A 15,470-nucleotide genomic window follows, 5' to 3' on the forward strand; every position below is an offset into this window, starting at 1 on the left:
AATGGTGCCCACGTTTACGTGCGGCTTGTTACGCTCAAATTTTGCTTTAGACACGGTTACACCTCTTCCTGTTACTTAAGTCCTGGGATCAACCCTTTTTAATGATCGCTTCGGCAATGTTCGAAGGAGCTTCCATATAACGGGAGAACTCCATCGCATAGGACGCCCGACCCTGCGTTGCGGAACGCAGATCTGTGGCGTAACCGAACATCTCCGACAACGGAACTTCTGCACGGATGACCTTGCCCGCGGGGCTCTCATCCATTCCCTGAATCAGGCCACGACGACGGTTAAGGTCGCCAACAACATCACCCATGTAGTCTTCAGGGCTTACCACCTCAACCTTCATGATCGGCTCAAGAAGGGCGGGGTTGGCCTCCAGGGCACCTTTCTTCATTGCCATGGAACCAGCGATCTTGAACGCCATCTCGTTGGAGTCCACATCGTGGTAAGAGCCATCATACAGGGTCGCCTTGATACCCAGCAGCGGGTAACCAGCCAGACAGCCGTTCTGCATCTGCTCCGCAATACCCTGCTGTACCGCAGGAATATATTCCTTCGGCACCACACCACCGACGATGGCGTTCTCGAAGATGAAGTTTTCGGTATCATCATCCAGCGGCAGCGGCTCAATCTTGATCTTGACATGGCCATACTGACCACGACCACCAGACTGACGCACGAACTTGCCTTCAACATCCACCGCTTTGCGAATGCACTCGCGGTAGGCTACCTGCGGCTTACCGATGTTCGCCTCAACCTTGAACTCGCGACGCATACGGTCAACGATGATATCAAGGTGCAGCTCGCCCATACCGGAGATGATGGTTTGACCCGTCTCTTCATCGGTACGGACACGGAAGGAGGGGTCTTCCTGGGCGAGTTTGCCCAGCGCAACACCCATCTTTTCCTGGTCCGCCTTGGACTTCGGCTCAACGGCAACCGAGATAACCGGCTCCGGGAACTCCATACGCTCGAGAACGATCTTGTGATTCTCGTCGCACAGGGTGTCACCCGTGGTCACGTTCTTCAGGCCGATAGCAGCCGCGATATCACCGGCCAATACTTCTTTGATCTCTTCACGGTCGTTGGCGTGCATCTGCACCATCCGGCCGACACGCTCCTTCTTGCCCTTCACGGAGTTGAACACGGCATTGCCGGATTCAAGCTTGCCTGAATAGACACGGAAGAAGGTCAGAGTACCAACGAACGGGTCGGTAGCGATCTTGAACGCCAGCGCAGCAAACGGTGCGTCATCGTCAACAGGACGGGTTTCTTCAGTACCCTCGTCATCGACTTCACCGCGAATCGCCTTGACTTCGTCAGGGGCAGGCAGGAACTCGACAACAGCATCCAGTACCGCCTGAACGCCCTTGTTCTTGAACGCAGAGCCACAGGTCGCCAGAACGATTTCGTTGGCGATAGTCCGGGCGCGCAGACCCTGCTTGATCTCCTCAAGCGTCAGCTCTTCGCCTTCCAGGTACTTCTCCATGAACTCTTCATTGGCCTCTGCAGCAGCTTCAATCATCTGCTCGCGAGCCTTCTCGGCTTCTGCCTGCATGGATTCCGGAATGTCACGAAGCTCATAGGTCATACCCATGTCGTCTTCGTTCCAGTAAATGGACTTCATCCGCAGCAGGTCAACGATGCCTTCGAAATCGTCTTCCGCACCGATCGGCAGCTGGATGGGCACAGTAGTAGCACCCAGACGGTTACGGATCTGCTCGACAACGCGCATGAAGTTAGCGCCGGCACGGTCCATCTTGTTGACGAACACCATGCGCGGAACTTCATACTTGTTCGCCTGACGCCACACAGTCTCGGACTGCGGCTCAACGCCAGAAGAACCACAGAACACAACAACGGCACCGTCGAGTACCCGCAGAGAACGCTCAACTTCGATAGTGAAGTCAACGTGGCCAGGGGTATCGATGATGTTTACGCGGTGCTCGGGGAACTGCTTGTCCATACCGGACCAGAAAGTGGTAACAGCCGCAGAGGTGATAGTGATACCACGCTCCTGCTCCTGCTCCATCCAGTCCGTAGTGGATGCGCCGTCATGGGTCTCACCCATCTTGTGACTACGACCGGTGTAGTAAAGAATACGCTCGGTGGTAGTTGTCTTGCCCGCATCCACGTGCGCACAGATACCAATGTTTCTGTAACGTTTGATAGGAGTCTTGCGTGCCACGATATAAACCTCGGCTTGTTAGAAACGGAAGTGAGAGAAGGCCTTGTTGGCTTCTGCCATGCGATGAACGTCTTCCCGCTTCTTGACCGCGGCGCCCTTGCTGTCAGCGGCATCCAGGATTTCACCGGCCAGACGCTGAGCCATGGACTTTTCACCACGCTTCCGTGAATATTCAACGAGCCAGCGCATCGCCAGCGCGTTCTGACGTGAAGGCCGAACTTCTACTGGCACCTGGTAGGTAGCACCACCCACCCGACGGGACTTAACCTCAACCATCGGCTGAATGTTTTCCAGGGCCTTCTCGAACATTTCGATCGGCTCTTCCTTGGATTTTTCGGCAACAATGTCGAGCGCGCCATAAACAATGCGCTCAGCAACGGATTTCTTGCCACTTTCCATCACATGGTTGATGAACTTGGCCAGCCGTGCACTGCCGAATTTCGGATCCGGGATAATTTCCCGTTTTGCAGCAACTCTTCTTCTAGGCATCGATAAGCCCTTATATCTAAAAAGGTCTTCAGGAACCCCTGAGATAGCTCAAAGCTACTCAGCCTTACTCTTACCGTTCTTCGCAGCAACGATAAAAGACACCCGTGCGGGACATCAGGACTTGGGTCGTTTGGTACCGTACTTGGAGCGGCCCTGCTTACGGTTCTGTACACCCTGGGTGTCCAGTGTTCCGCGAACAGTGTGGTAGCGCACACCCGGAAGGTCTTTTACTCGACCGCCACGGATCAGCACAACGCTGTGCTCCTGAAGGTTGTGACCTTCACCACCAATGTAAGAGGAAACCTCGTAGCCGTTGGTCAGACGAACACGGCACACTTTACGAAGTGCAGAGTTCGGCTTCTTCGGCGTTGTGGTGTACACGCGAGTGCACACACCACGGCGCTGAGGACAGGCCTGGAGCGCGGGAACGTCGCTCTTGGCTACCTTGCGTTTACGAGGCTTACGCACCAACTGATTAATCGTTGCCATGTAAGCAAACTCCAAAAACCATATCAATGAAACTTACCCCCGCAGTACGGGGGTAAAATTTAAGGGACGCAAGTTTAAGCCTGCGCCCCTGCACAGTCAAGATGACTGATCTCTTTTTAACCACCCGCCGGATAGGTAACTACCGGCAGGTGGTCACACACCAACCTCAACCTTCGCGATTGAGCTCGGCGCTCAGAGCCTCAACCACGTCTTCCGCGGTAACACCCTGCTCGCCCAGAGCGCGCTTGCGGCGACGCTCACTGTGGTAGGCCAGACCGGTTCCCGCAGGAATCAGTCGACCGACAACCACGTTTTCCTTCAGACCGCGGAGGTAATCACGCTTGCCGGTGACCGCACCTTCGGTGAGGACCCGGGTGGTCTCCTGGAACGAAGCCGCGGAAATGAACGACTCGGTGGCCAGAGAGGCCTTGGTGATACCCAGCAACAAACGCTCGAACCGCGCCGGCTCTTTGTCTGCCGCGTTGGCCTTTTCGTTTTCTTCCAGCACCTGGGTGATTTCCACCTGGTCACCGGACAGCAGCGTGGTATCACCCGGATCGGTGATTTCTACCTTGCGCAGCATCTGGCGAACGATAACTTCAATGTGTTTATCGTTGATGACAACACCCTGCAGACGATAGACGTCCTGGATTTCGTTGGTGATGTACTTCGCCAGCTCCACCACACCCAGCAGACGCAGGATATCGTGCGGATTTGACGGACCATCGGAAACCACTTCGCCCTTCTCAACGGTTTCACCTTCAAACACGTTGAGCTGGCGATGTTTCGGAATCAGCACTTCATAGGCGTCGCCATCTTTCGGCGTAATCACCAGGCGCTTCTTACCCTTGGTTTCCTTGCCGAACGAAATCATGCCGCTGATCTCGGCCAGGATGGCGGACTCCTTCGGACGACGGGCTTCGAACAGGTCAGCAACCCGCGGCAGACCACCGGTGATATCCCGGGTCTTGGAGCTTTCCTGCGGAATCCGCGCAACCACGTCACCCAACTCGATCCTGGCACCGTTGGCCATGGTTACCAGCGCGTTGGCTGGCAGGAAGTAGATGGCAGCGGCGCCACCAGGCAACTCGACATCAGCCCCGGCCGCATCCAGCAGCTGAATCGCCGGACGGATGTCCTTACCGGCCGCAGGCCGCTCCTTGGGATCGATAACTTCCATGGTCGACAGGCCGGTCAGCTCGTCAGTCTGGGTGCGGACGGTGATGCCCTGGTCCATGTTGACGAACTTGGCGGTACCCTCGGCCTCAGCAATGATCGGGTGGGTGTGCGGATCCCACTTGGCCACCACAACACCGGCATCGACGGCATCACCGTGCTTGACGGACAGTACTGCACCATAGGGCAGCTTGTACCACTCACGCTCACGACCCTGCTCATCGGCAATGGCCAAGGCGGAGGAGCGGGATACCACTACCAACGAGCCGTCGCTCTTCTCGATAGAACGCAGGTTATGCAGACGAACGGTACCACCGTGCTTGACCTGGATGTTGTCCACCGCGGAGGCCCGGCTGGCCGCGCCACCGATGTGGAAGGTCCGCATGGTCAGCTGGGTACCCGGCTCACCGATCGACTGGGCAGCGATAACACCGACGGCTTCACCCACGTTGACCCGGTGACCACGGGCAAGATCACGTCCGTAACACTTGGAACAGATACCGTGACGGGTCTCACAGGTGATCGCAGAACGAACCCAGACCTCGTCGACACCAGCCAACTCAAGGGCTTCTACCGTCTTCTCGTCCAGCAGGGTGCCGGCCGGTACCACGGCATTGTCCTTGTCGGTCGGAGTAAACGCATCACGGGCGGTTACCCGTCCCAACACCCGGTCACCAAGCGGTACAACAACGTCGCCGCCTTCAATGTGGGGCGTCATCAGCAGGCCTTCGCTGGTGCCACAATCCACTTCGGTGACCACGAGGTCCTGGGAAACGTCAACCAGACGACGGGTCAGGTAACCGGAGTTAGCAGTCTTCAACGCGGTATCTGCCAGACCCTTACGCGCACCGTGGGTCGAGATAAAGTACTGGAGTACGTTCAGACCTTCACGGAAGTTCGCTGTGATCGGCGTCTCGATGATGGAACCGTCCGGCTTGGCCATCAGACCACGCATACCTGCCAGCTGGCGAATCTGGGCCGCGGAACCCCGGGCGCCGGAATCGGCCATCATGTATACGGAGTTGAACGACTCCTGCATCAGGTATTCGCCGTCCTCGCCCTTCACAGGCTGGCCGTCCGGACCAATAACCTGCTCCTTCGCCAGGCGCTCCATCATTGCTTTGGAGACCTTGTCGTTGGCGCGGGACCAGATATCGATAACCTTGTTGTACTTTTCACCCTGGGTCAGCAGACCGGAGGCATACTGGGATTCAATATCCTTTACCTCGTCGGTCGCCGCATCCACCAGCTCGTACTTCTCGGGCGGGATCTCGAAATCATTGAAACCGATGGAGATACCGGACCGGGTGGCATAGTGGTAGCCCATGTACATCAGCTGGTCGGCAAAAATAACCGTATCCTTCAGGCCGGCGTCGCGGTAACAGGTGTTGATCAGCGCCGAAATCGCCTTCTTCACCATCGGCCGGTTGACCAGCTCGAACGGCAGGCCGTCCGGGACAATGTCATACAGCAAGGCACGACCCACGGTAGTGTCGACAATCTTGTATTCTTCGCTACGGCTGCCATCCTCGGCAATGTTGACCTGCTTGACGCGCACCTTGACGCTCGCCTGCAGATCGACCTTGCCGGCACCGAACGCACGGTGAGCTTCCTTGACGTCCGCGAAGACCATGCCTTCACCAAGCGCGTTCTTCCGGTCACGGGTCATGTAGTACAACCCCAGTACCACGTCCTGGGACGGTACGATGATCGGCTCGCCGTTTGCCGGTGACAGCACGTTGTTGGTGGACATCATCAGCGCACGGGCTTCGAGCTGGGCTTCCAGGGTCAGCGGTACGTGGACCGCCATCTGGTCACCGTCAAAGTCGGCGTTATAGGCAGCACACACCAGCGGGTGCAGCTGGATGGCCTTGCCTTCGATCAGCACAGGCTCAAACGCCTGGATACCCAGACGGTGCAGCGTCGGCGCCCGGTTCAGCATGATCGGGTGCTCACGGATAACCTCGTCGAGGATATCCCAGACCACACCTTCTTCGCGCTCAACCATCTTCTTGGCGGCCTTGATCGTGGTCGCCAGACCGCGGTGTTCCAGCTTGGAGAAAATGAACGGCTTGAACAGCTCCAGCGCCATCTTCTTGGGCAGACCGCATTGATGCAGGCGCAGGTACGGGCCAACCACGATGACCGAACGGCCGGAGTAGTCAACACGCTTACCAAGCAGGTTCTGACGGAAACGACCCTGCTTACCCTTGATCATGTCAGCCAGGGACTTCAGCGGGCGCTTGTTGGTGCCGGTGATGGCACGGCCACGACGGCCATTGTCCAGCAGCGCATCAACCGCTTCCTGCAGCATCCGCTTCTCGTTGCGCACGATGATATCCGGAGCGTTCAGCTCCAGCAGACGCTTGAGGCGGTTGTTCCGGTTGATTACCCGACGGTACAGGTCGTTCAGGTCGGAGGTTGCAAACCGGCCACCGTCCAGCGGTACCAGCGGACGCAGATCCGGCGGCAACACCGGCAGCACGGTCATGATCATGTCGCCAGGACGGTTGCCGGAGTACAGGAACGCCTCAAGAATCTTCAGCCGCTTGCTGAACTTCTTGATCTTGGTCTCGGAATTGGTCTGCGGAATTTCTTCTCGCAGATTATCCACTTCCGCCTGCAGGTCGATGTCTTCGAGCAGGGCCTTGATGGCTTCGGCACCCATACGGGCATCGAATTCGTCACCGAACTCTTCCAGGGCCTCGTAGTACTGCTCATCATTCAGCAGCTGGCCCTTTTCCAGGGTAGTCATACCCGGATCGATAACGATAAAGGATTCGAAATACAGAACCCGCTCGATATCGCGCAGGGTCATGTCCAGCATCAGGCCGATACGGGACGGCAATGATTTGAGGAACCAGATATGGGCGACCGGGCTGGCCAGCTCGATGTGGCCCATGCGCTCCCGACGAACGCTGGCCAGTGCGACTTCAACGCCACACTTCTCACAGATTACACCGCGGTGCTTGAGGCGCTTGTACTTGCCGCACAGGCACTCGTAGTCCTTGATCGGGCCGAAAATCTTGGCACAGAAAAGACCGTCACGCTCCGGCTTGAAGGTACGGTAGTTAATAGTCTCAGGCTTTTTGACTTCGCCAAAAGACCATGAGCGAATCATGTCAGGAGACGCCAGACCGATACGGATGGCGTCGAATTCCTTACTTTGGTTCTGGCTCTTGAGAAGATTCAGCAAATCTTTCATCAGTAAAAGCTCCGGATGGCGTTAATCTCGGGCGGACACCCTCGCAGGTGTCCGCTCACGCTGCCAAAAACAATTCGGCTCAGTCGGATTCCAGCTCGATGTCGATACCCAGCGAGCGGATTTCCTTGACGAGAACGTTGAAGGACTCGGGCATGCCCGGCTCCATGCGATGGTCGCCATCGACAATGTTCTTGTACATCTTGGTCCGACCGTTTACATCATCAGACTTGACGGTAAGCATTTCCTGCAACGTATACGCCGCACCATAGGCCTCCAGGGCCCACACTTCCATCTCACCGAAGCGCTGACCACCGAACTGCGCCTTACCACCCAGCGGCTGCTGGGTAACCAGGCTGTACGACCCGGTGGAACGAGCGTGCATCTTGTCGTCGATCAGGTGGTTCAGCTTGAGCATGTACATGTAGCCGACGGTAATCGGACGGTCAAATGCGTCACCGGTACGACCATCATACAGCTGAACCTGACCGCTGGTGTTGAGGCCGGCCAGCTCAAGCATACGCTTCACCTCGGCTTCCTTGGCACCGTCGAAGACCGGAGTCGCCATCGGTACGCCACCACGCAGGTTGTTGCACAGGTCGAGGATTTCCTTGTCGGTCAGGGAATCCAGCTCAACCGGGGTCACTTCGTCAGAGTGGTTGTAGATCTCGTCGAGCAACTTGCGCAGCTCGGCAACCTTGCGCTGTTCGTCCAGCATCTGGCTGATTCGTTCACCCAGGCCTTTCGCAGCAGCACCAAGGTGGGTCTCGAGAACCTGACCTACGTTCATCCGCGACGGAACGCCCAGCGGGTTCAGCACGATATCGACAGTGTTGCCGTACTGGTCGTAAGGCATATCCTCGATCGGCATAACCGCAGAGATAACACCCTTGTTACCGTGACGTCCGGCCATCTTGTCGCCCGGCTGGATACGGCGTTTGATCGCGAGGTACACCTTGACGATCTTGAGCACGCCCGGAGCCAGGTCATCACCCTGCTGCAGCTTGCCCTTCTTGTCTTCGAACCGCGCTTCGTGTTCTTTCTTGCGATCCTCAAGACCCTGCTCGGATTTCTCCAGCAGCTCATTGAGTTCGTCGTCCTTCATCCGCAGCTTGAACCAGTCCGCACGGGGCAGCTCGGCGAGGTAACCCTCCTCCAGCGCAGAACCCTTCTTCAGACCCGGACCGCTGATGACTTCCTGCCCCTTGAGGGCATTCATCAGGCGCTCGAAGGTTGCACCCTCAACGATCCGATACTCGTCCTTGAGGTCCTTGCGGTATTTATCCAGCTGTTCTTTCTCGATGGCCAGCGCTCGCTGGTCCTTCTCGATACCGTCGCGGGTAAAGACCTGAACGTCAATAACCGTGCCCCGGGTACCGGTTGGTACACGCTGGGAGGTGTCCTTCACGTCTGAGGCCTTCTCACCGAAGATGGCGCGCAGCAGCTTCTCTTCCGGAGTCAGCTGGGTTTCACCTTTCGGGGTCACCTTACCGACCAGGATGTCACCCGGGCCTACTTCGGCACCGATATAGACAATGCCGGACTCATCCAGCTTGGCCAGCGCGCTTTCACCCACATTCGGGATATCCGCGGTGATTTCTTCGCTGCCCAGCTTGGTATCACGGGCCACACAGGTCAGTTCCTGAATGTGGATGGTGGTCAGCCGGTCTTCCTGAACAACTTTCTCGGAGATGAGAATGGAGTCCTCGAAGTTGTAACCGTTCCACGGCATGAACGCGATGCGCATGTTCTGGCCGAGGGCGAGTTCACCCAGATCTACTGAAGGACCGTCTGCAAGCACGTCACCACGCGCCACTGCGTCGCCCTGGCGAACAATTGAACGCTGGTTGATACAGGTGTTCTGGTTGGAACGGGTGTACTTGGTGAGGTTATAGATATCCACACCGGCATCACCTGCGGCGGTCTCGTCGTCGTTCACCCGAACAACAATACGGGCTGCGTCGACACTTTCAATGACACCACCACGACGGGCCGTCACACACACACCGGAGTCCTGGGCCACGGTACGCTCGACACCGGTACCAACCAACGGCACCTGGGAACGCAGGGTGGGCACCGCCTGACGCTGCATGTTGGCACCCATCAGGGCGCGGTTAGCATCGTCATGCTCGAGGAACGGAATCAGCGAGGCCGCAACGGAGACAACCTGACGCGGGGAAACGTCCATGAAATTGACGCTTTCCGGCGGCATTACCGTAAATTCGTTCTGGTGGCGAACGGTTACCAGCTCATCACTCAGACGCTTGTTTTCGTCCATCGCAGCACTGGCCTGGGCGATAACGTAATTGCTTTCTTCGATCGCCGACAGGTAAACCACGTCGTCAGTAACCAGACCGTCCACAACCTTCCGGTACGGGCTCTCGAGGAAGCCGTAGGAGTTGGCGCGGGCGTAGGTTGCCAGCGAGTTGATCAGACCGATGTTCGGGCCTTCCGGGGTCTCGATAGGACATACCCGGCCGTAATGGGTCGGATGAACGTCACGCACCTCGAAGCCGGCACGCTCACGGGTCAGACCACCTGGCCCAAGAGCCGAAATACGACGCTTGTGAGTAACCTCGGACAGCGGGTTGTTCTGGTCCATGAACTGGGACAGCTGGCTGGAGCCGAAGAACTCTTTCACCGCAGCCGCCACCGGCTTGGCGTTGATGAGGTCCTGCGGCATCAGGCCTTCGCTTTCTGCCAGGCTCAGACGCTCGCGGACAGCCCGCTCAACGCGGACCAGGCCGACACGGAACTGGTTCTCTGCCATCTCGCCGACGCAGCGAACGCGGCGGTTACCCAGGTTATCGATGTCATCAACCTGGCCCTGACCGTTACGGATATCGATCAGCGTCTTGAGGACGTCGATGATGTCCGCGTGTGTCAGGGTACCTTCTCCGGTACTTTCCTCACGACGCAGGCGGCGGTTCAGCTTCATCCGGCCAACCGCAGACAGGTCATAACGCTCTTCTGAGAAGAACAGGTTGTTGAACAGGTTCTCTGCCGACTCCTTGGTGGGCGGCTCGCCCGGGCGCATCATGCGGTAGATTTCAACCAGCGCCTCAAGCGGAGTGCGGGTCGGGTCGATGCGCAGGGTGTCGGACATGAACGGACCGCAGTCCAGGTCGTTGGTGTAGAGGGTTTCAATCTCCTTCACACCCGCGTCCAGAATCTTGGTGACCACATCTTCGGTCAGCTCGGTGTTGCACTCAACCAGCACCTCACCGGTGGCCGTATCAACCATGTCCTTCGCCAGAACGCGGCCATACAGGTACTCGGTGGGAACTTCCAGCTCGGTAATACCGGCTTTCTCGAGCTGCTTGATGTGACGTGCAGTGATCCGGCGACCTTCCTCGACGATCACATTGCCATCCTGGTCTTTGATGTCAAAGGTGGCAATATCACCGCGCAGACGGCTCGGTACCAGTTCCAGCTTGCACACATCCGGGCCAATCGCGAACTTGCTGGTGTCGAAGAACATTTCCAGCATCTGCTCGGAGGTGTAGGCCAGGGCACGCAGCAAAATGGACGCCGGAAGCTTGCGACGACGGTCGATACGAACGAACACACAGTCCTTCGGATCGAACTCGAAGTCCAGCCAGGAACCACGGTAAGGAATCACCCGCGCAGAGTACAACAGCTTGCCGGAGGAATGGGTCTTACCCTTGTCGTGGTCGAAAAACACGCCAGGAGAACGGTGCAGCTGGGAAACAATAACACGCTCGGTACCGTTAACCACAAAGGTACCGTTTTCAGTCATCAGGGGCATTTCACCCATGTAGACTTCTTGTTCCTTGATGTCCTTGATCGCTTTGTTGGACGATTCCTTGTCATAAATAATCAGACGTACTTTAACCCGCAGCGGTGCTGCGTACGTCACGCCCCTAAGCTGGCATTCCTTGACGTCAAATACCGGCTCGCCGATGCGGTAACTCACGTATTCAAGTGCGGCGTTGCCAGAATAACTGACAATCGGGAATACGGATTTGAATGCTGCGTGCAGGCCAGTTTCCTGGCGCGCTTCAGCAGCGGATTCCATTTGCAGGAAGTCCCGATATGAATCCAGCTGAATAGACAGCAAATAGGGGACGTCCATCACGGAAGGCAATTTACTAAAGTCTTTGCGAATCCGCTTTTTCTCAGTATAGGAGTAAGTCATCTGCATTCCCCAGCTTAAGACCTGATACCTGGTATCAAGAAGCAACCATTTTTCTGCTTCGGGGCCGATTTGCTCGGCATACTGCGCCGTCTTGAACAAGACTCTGGCTGTAGGTTATAGATCTGACATCAACCTGTAATTGCACACCAGACTCTATAGCATATACAACAGAAAAAGGCCGGTGGCATAAAGCCACCAGCCTGACCATGTTCAACACATGGTTTCGATCAACAGCCGACTCTTACTTGAGCTCAACAGAAGCGCCTGCTTCCTCAAGCTTCTTCTTGGCTTCTTCAGCGTCGGCCTTGTTGGCGCCTTCCTTAACAGTAGAAGGAGCACCGTCAACCATTTCTTTGGCTTCTTTCAGACCCAGGCCGGTCAGTTCACGAACAGCCTTGATGACGTTAACTTTCTTCTCACCGGCGCCGGTCAGAACAACGTCAAATTCGGTCTTCTCTTCGGCAGCTTCACCAGCGCCAGCAGCGGCAGCCGGAGCAGCAGCTACAGCAGCAGCTGCAGATACGCCGAACTTCTCTTCCATAGCTTCAACCAGCGCAACAACATCCATTACGCTCATTTCAGCAATTGCATTCAAAATATCGTCTTTAGACAGAGCCATGACTTTCTCCCAAAAATATAAAAAATGGTGTTCAACAGAATCAAGCAGCTTCTTGCTTCTGGTCGCGGACTGCAGCGATTACACGTGTGATCCTGCCCGGAATATCGTTCAGGGTACGTGCAAGCTTGGTCACCGGTGCCTGTGTTACTGCTGCCAGCATGGTCAGTGCTTCGTGACGCGTCGGCAGCTTGGCGAGGCGATCGATCTGGTCGGCACCCATCAGCTCACCGCCGACGGCCAGGGCCTTGATCTCGAACGCTTGCTTCTCTTTGGCGAAATCCTTCAGCAGGCGCGCAGCGGCACCCGGATCTTCCATTGAGAACGCCAAAATGGTCGGGCCGACCAGGGCCTCGTCGATGCACTCGAACTCGGTACCTTTAATGGCAATCTTCGCGAGGTTGTTACGAACAACCTTCAGACGCACATTCTCGGCACGAGCCTTGGCACGCAGAGCCGTCATGTCACCGGAAGTGACACCACGGTAGTCAGCCAAAACCACAGACAGAGCAGTACCAGCAGTCTCGTTGACTTCAGCGACGATCGCCTTCTTGTCTTCGAGTCTAATTGCCACTGGATTTCTCCTCGATTTCGCCGGCATATTCCGGCAAACCCATCATTGCCCTTAAACAGGGCGCCTAACGGTGTTTGGGTTCAGAGAGAACGTCTTCACACCGTCTGCGCAGGCGTTGCTTTAACCCTTGCAGCGCCCTTTGAAAAGGGCGCTTCGGGGGCCTGCGGTCTTTGACAGCCTTGGCTTCCGCCCAGACTACAAAGTAACTACCAATCAGGGGATCAGATGTTCAGACCGCTCTGATCGATAGTCAGGCCAGGACCCATCGTGGACGAAATGGTGATCTTTTTCAGATACACACCTTTCGCTGAAGACGGCTTGGCCTTTTTCAGGTCTGCAACCAGAGCTTCAAGGTTTTCCTTGATGGTCTGTGCAGAGAATTCAACATTACCCAGCGGGGCATGGATAATACCGTTCTTGTCAGTACGGTAACGCACCTGACCGGCCTTGGCGTTCTTGACCGCAGTCTCAACGTCCGGAGTCACAGTACCAACTTTCGGGTTCGGCATCAGGCCGCGGGGACCGAGGATCTGGCCCAGCTGACCGACAACGCGCATGGCGTCCGGAGTGGCGATTACCACGTCGAAATCCATAACGCCTTTCTTGACTTCTTCCGCCAGGTCATCCATGCCAACGATGTCGGCACCGGCTGCCTTGGCCTTCTCGGCATTGGCACCCTGGGTGAATACGGCGACGCGAACACTCTTGCCAGTACCGTGCGGCAGAACGGTGCTGCTGCGCACGACCTGATCAGATTTACGAGCGTCGACGCCCAGGTTAACGGCCACATCCACGGACTCGCGGAACTTGACGTTCTGGCCCAGCTCTACCAACAGCGCGACCGCCTCATCAACGGAGTAGCTGCGGGTGGAATCCACTTTTTCACGAATCAGCTTCTGACGCTTGCTCAGCTTTGCCATGTTAGAGGCCCTCCACGTTCAGGCCCATACTACGGGCTGTTCCGGCAATAGTGCGCACTGCGGCATCCAGGTCGGCAGCAGTCAGGTCCGGCTCTTTGGTCTTGGCAATTTCTTCCAGCTGAGCACGGGTCACCGTACCGACCTTGTCGGTGTTCGGGCGCGCAGATCCGCTCTTGATGCCAGCGGCTTTCTTCAGCAGCACCGGCGCAGGCGGCGTCTTGGTGACGAAAGTAAAGCTGCGGTCACTGTAGACAGTGATCACGGTCGGAATCGGCAGACCAGGCTCGAGATCCTGAGTCTTGGCGTTGAACGCCTTGCAGAATTCCATGATGTTTACACCGCGCTGACCCAGTGCAGGACCAACAGGGGGACTCGGGTTGGCCTTACCGGCAGCAACCTGAAGCTTGATATAAGCGTCAATCTTCTTTGCCATGATTTTTCTCCTTTGGGTGCAAACGCCTTGCGGCTCCCCGTTTCAGACACAAAAAGCCCGCGTCGCCTGGGCGCGCGAGCTTTCAGCAATGTCGTTGCTGATCAGTCTTTCTCAACCTGCCCAAACTCCAGTTCCACCGGAGTCGAACGACCAAAAATCAGAACAGCAACCTTGACCCGACTCTTGTCGTAGTCAACTTCCTCAACCACACCGTTGAAGTCCGCAAACGGGCCCTCAACAACGCGGACAATCTCGCCTGGCTCAAACAGCGTCTTCGGCTTGGGCTTGTCAACGCCGCTCTCAACACGACGCAGAATCGCCTCTGCCTCCCGCTCAGTAATCGGAGCAGGCTTGTCCTTGGTGCCACCGATGAAACCGAGAACACGGGGCGTATTCTTCACCAGGTGCCAGCTTGCATCATCCATTTCCATCTGGACCAATACATAACCCGGGTAAAACTTTCGCTCGCTCTTGCGCTTCTTGCCGTCGCGCATTTCGACGACTTCTTCAGTCGGCACAAGTATCTCGCCGAACTTGTCTTCCATTTCGGCGAGCGCAACACGTTCTTTTAGAGTGCGCATTACGTGCTTTTCAAAGCCAGAATACGCATGAACGACGTACCAGCGCTTAGCCATTGCCCACTCCTGTTAACCGATAAACCCGGCGACCAGCCAGCTGATCAGCGAATCCATACCCCACAACAACAACGCCACAACGAGCACGAAGACAACAACAATAACTGTCGTCTGCACCAGCTCGGGACGGGTGGGCCACACCACCTTGCGGATCTCAACCCTCGCCTCTTTCAGCAGCATCGCAAAACGGCGACCACGCTCAGTCTGAAACGCCACAAATGCGGCAACCAGACCCAAGACAACGAGAGCAAGCACCCGGTACAGCAGTGACTCGGCACTAAAATACTGATTACCCACCACACCGATGGCAACCAGAACGAAAACAACCAGCCACTTCATCGCATCGAAGCGACTGGCTGAACTATCGGCTCTTGACTCCATAGGAATCAGCTTATGTATCCGGATGTTTAAAAATGGCAGGCCAGGAGGGAATCGAACCCCCAACCTGCGGTTTTGGAGACCGCTGCTCTGCCAATTGAGCTACTGGCCTGCACCGAACAAACTCAGTGCAACAACAAAGAGTAACCCGAAGGTTACTCGATGATCTTGGATACCACGCCGGCACCAACGGTACGGCCACCTTCGC

The 15,470-nt window shown here is 56.5% G+C and carries 11 protein-coding genes and 1 tRNA gene; all 12 read right to left on the reverse strand.

Going from position 1 to position 15,470, the window contains the following annotated elements; genetic code table 11:
• Window positions 1-88: 88 nt before the first annotated feature.
• Window positions 89-2,191 carry an elongation factor G gene (gene fusA / locus CLH61_RS18075; RefSeq protein WP_099616098.1) on the reverse strand — a complete coding sequence of 701 codons (2,103 nt, stop codon included), beginning with the start codon at window positions 2,189-2,191 and terminating at the stop codon, window positions 89-91.
• Between the two features lie 18 nt (window positions 2,192-2,209).
• Window positions 2,210-2,680, reverse strand: a complete 471-nt coding sequence (rpsG, locus tag CLH61_RS18080) for a 30S ribosomal protein S7 (RefSeq protein ID WP_011784243.1) — start codon at window positions 2,678-2,680, stop codon at window positions 2,210-2,212.
• 114 nt (window positions 2,681-2,794) lie between these two features.
• Window positions 2,795-3,169 (reverse strand): 30S ribosomal protein S12, encoded by a 375-nt coding sequence (rpsL, locus tag CLH61_RS18085; RefSeq protein WP_091855124.1) that lies wholly within the window; start codon window positions 3,167-3,169, stop codon window positions 2,795-2,797.
• Between the two features lie 166 nt (window positions 3,170-3,335).
• On the reverse strand, window positions 3,336-7,550 hold the full coding sequence (gene rpoC, locus CLH61_RS18090; protein ID WP_099616099.1) for a DNA-directed RNA polymerase subunit beta': 4,215 nt from the start codon (window positions 7,548-7,550) through the stop codon (window positions 3,336-3,338).
• A gap of 79 nt (window positions 7,551-7,629) precedes the next feature.
• Window positions 7,630-11,706: a DNA-directed RNA polymerase subunit beta gene (gene rpoB, locus CLH61_RS18095; protein WP_099616106.1), complete on the reverse strand. Its 4,077-nt coding sequence runs from the start codon at window positions 11,704-11,706 to the stop codon at window positions 7,630-7,632.
• Window positions 11,707-11,947: 241 nt separating this feature from the next.
• Complete coding sequence (gene rplL / locus CLH61_RS18100) at window positions 11,948-12,325, reverse strand: 50S ribosomal protein L7/L12 (protein ID WP_099616100.1); 378 nt, start codon at window positions 12,323-12,325, stop codon at window positions 11,948-11,950.
• 40 nt (window positions 12,326-12,365) lie between these two features.
• Entirely contained in the window at window positions 12,366-12,896 is a 531-nt protein-coding gene (gene rplJ, locus CLH61_RS18105; RefSeq protein ID WP_099616101.1) for a 50S ribosomal protein L10, read from the reverse strand.
• A 221-nt stretch (window positions 12,897-13,117) separates the two neighbouring features.
• On the reverse strand, window positions 13,118-13,816 hold the full coding sequence (rplA, locus tag CLH61_RS18110) for a 50S ribosomal protein L1 (protein WP_099616102.1): 699 nt from the start codon (window positions 13,814-13,816) through the stop codon (window positions 13,118-13,120).
• Window position 13,817: 1 nt separating this feature from the next.
• Window positions 13,818-14,249: a 50S ribosomal protein L11 gene (rplK, locus tag CLH61_RS18115; RefSeq protein ID WP_099616103.1), complete on the reverse strand. Its 432-nt coding sequence runs from the start codon at window positions 14,247-14,249 to the stop codon at window positions 13,818-13,820.
• A 101-nt stretch (window positions 14,250-14,350) separates the two neighbouring features.
• On the reverse strand, window positions 14,351-14,884 hold the full coding sequence (gene nusG, locus CLH61_RS18120) for a transcription termination/antitermination protein NusG (RefSeq protein WP_099616104.1): 534 nt from the start codon (window positions 14,882-14,884) through the stop codon (window positions 14,351-14,353).
• 12 nt (window positions 14,885-14,896) lie between these two features.
• Window positions 14,897-15,265 (reverse strand): preprotein translocase subunit SecE, encoded by a 369-nt coding sequence (gene secE, locus CLH61_RS18125; RefSeq protein ID WP_099616105.1) that lies wholly within the window; start codon window positions 15,263-15,265, stop codon window positions 14,897-14,899.
• A gap of 33 nt (window positions 15,266-15,298) precedes the next feature.
• Window positions 15,299-15,374: transfer RNA gene (locus tag CLH61_RS18130), tRNA-Trp, on the reverse strand.
• Window positions 15,375-15,470: the final 96 nt, after the last annotated feature.

Source organism: Marinobacter profundi, assembly GCF_002744715.1.
GTDB lineage: Bacteria > Pseudomonadota > Gammaproteobacteria > Pseudomonadales > Oleiphilaceae > Marinobacter > Marinobacter profundi.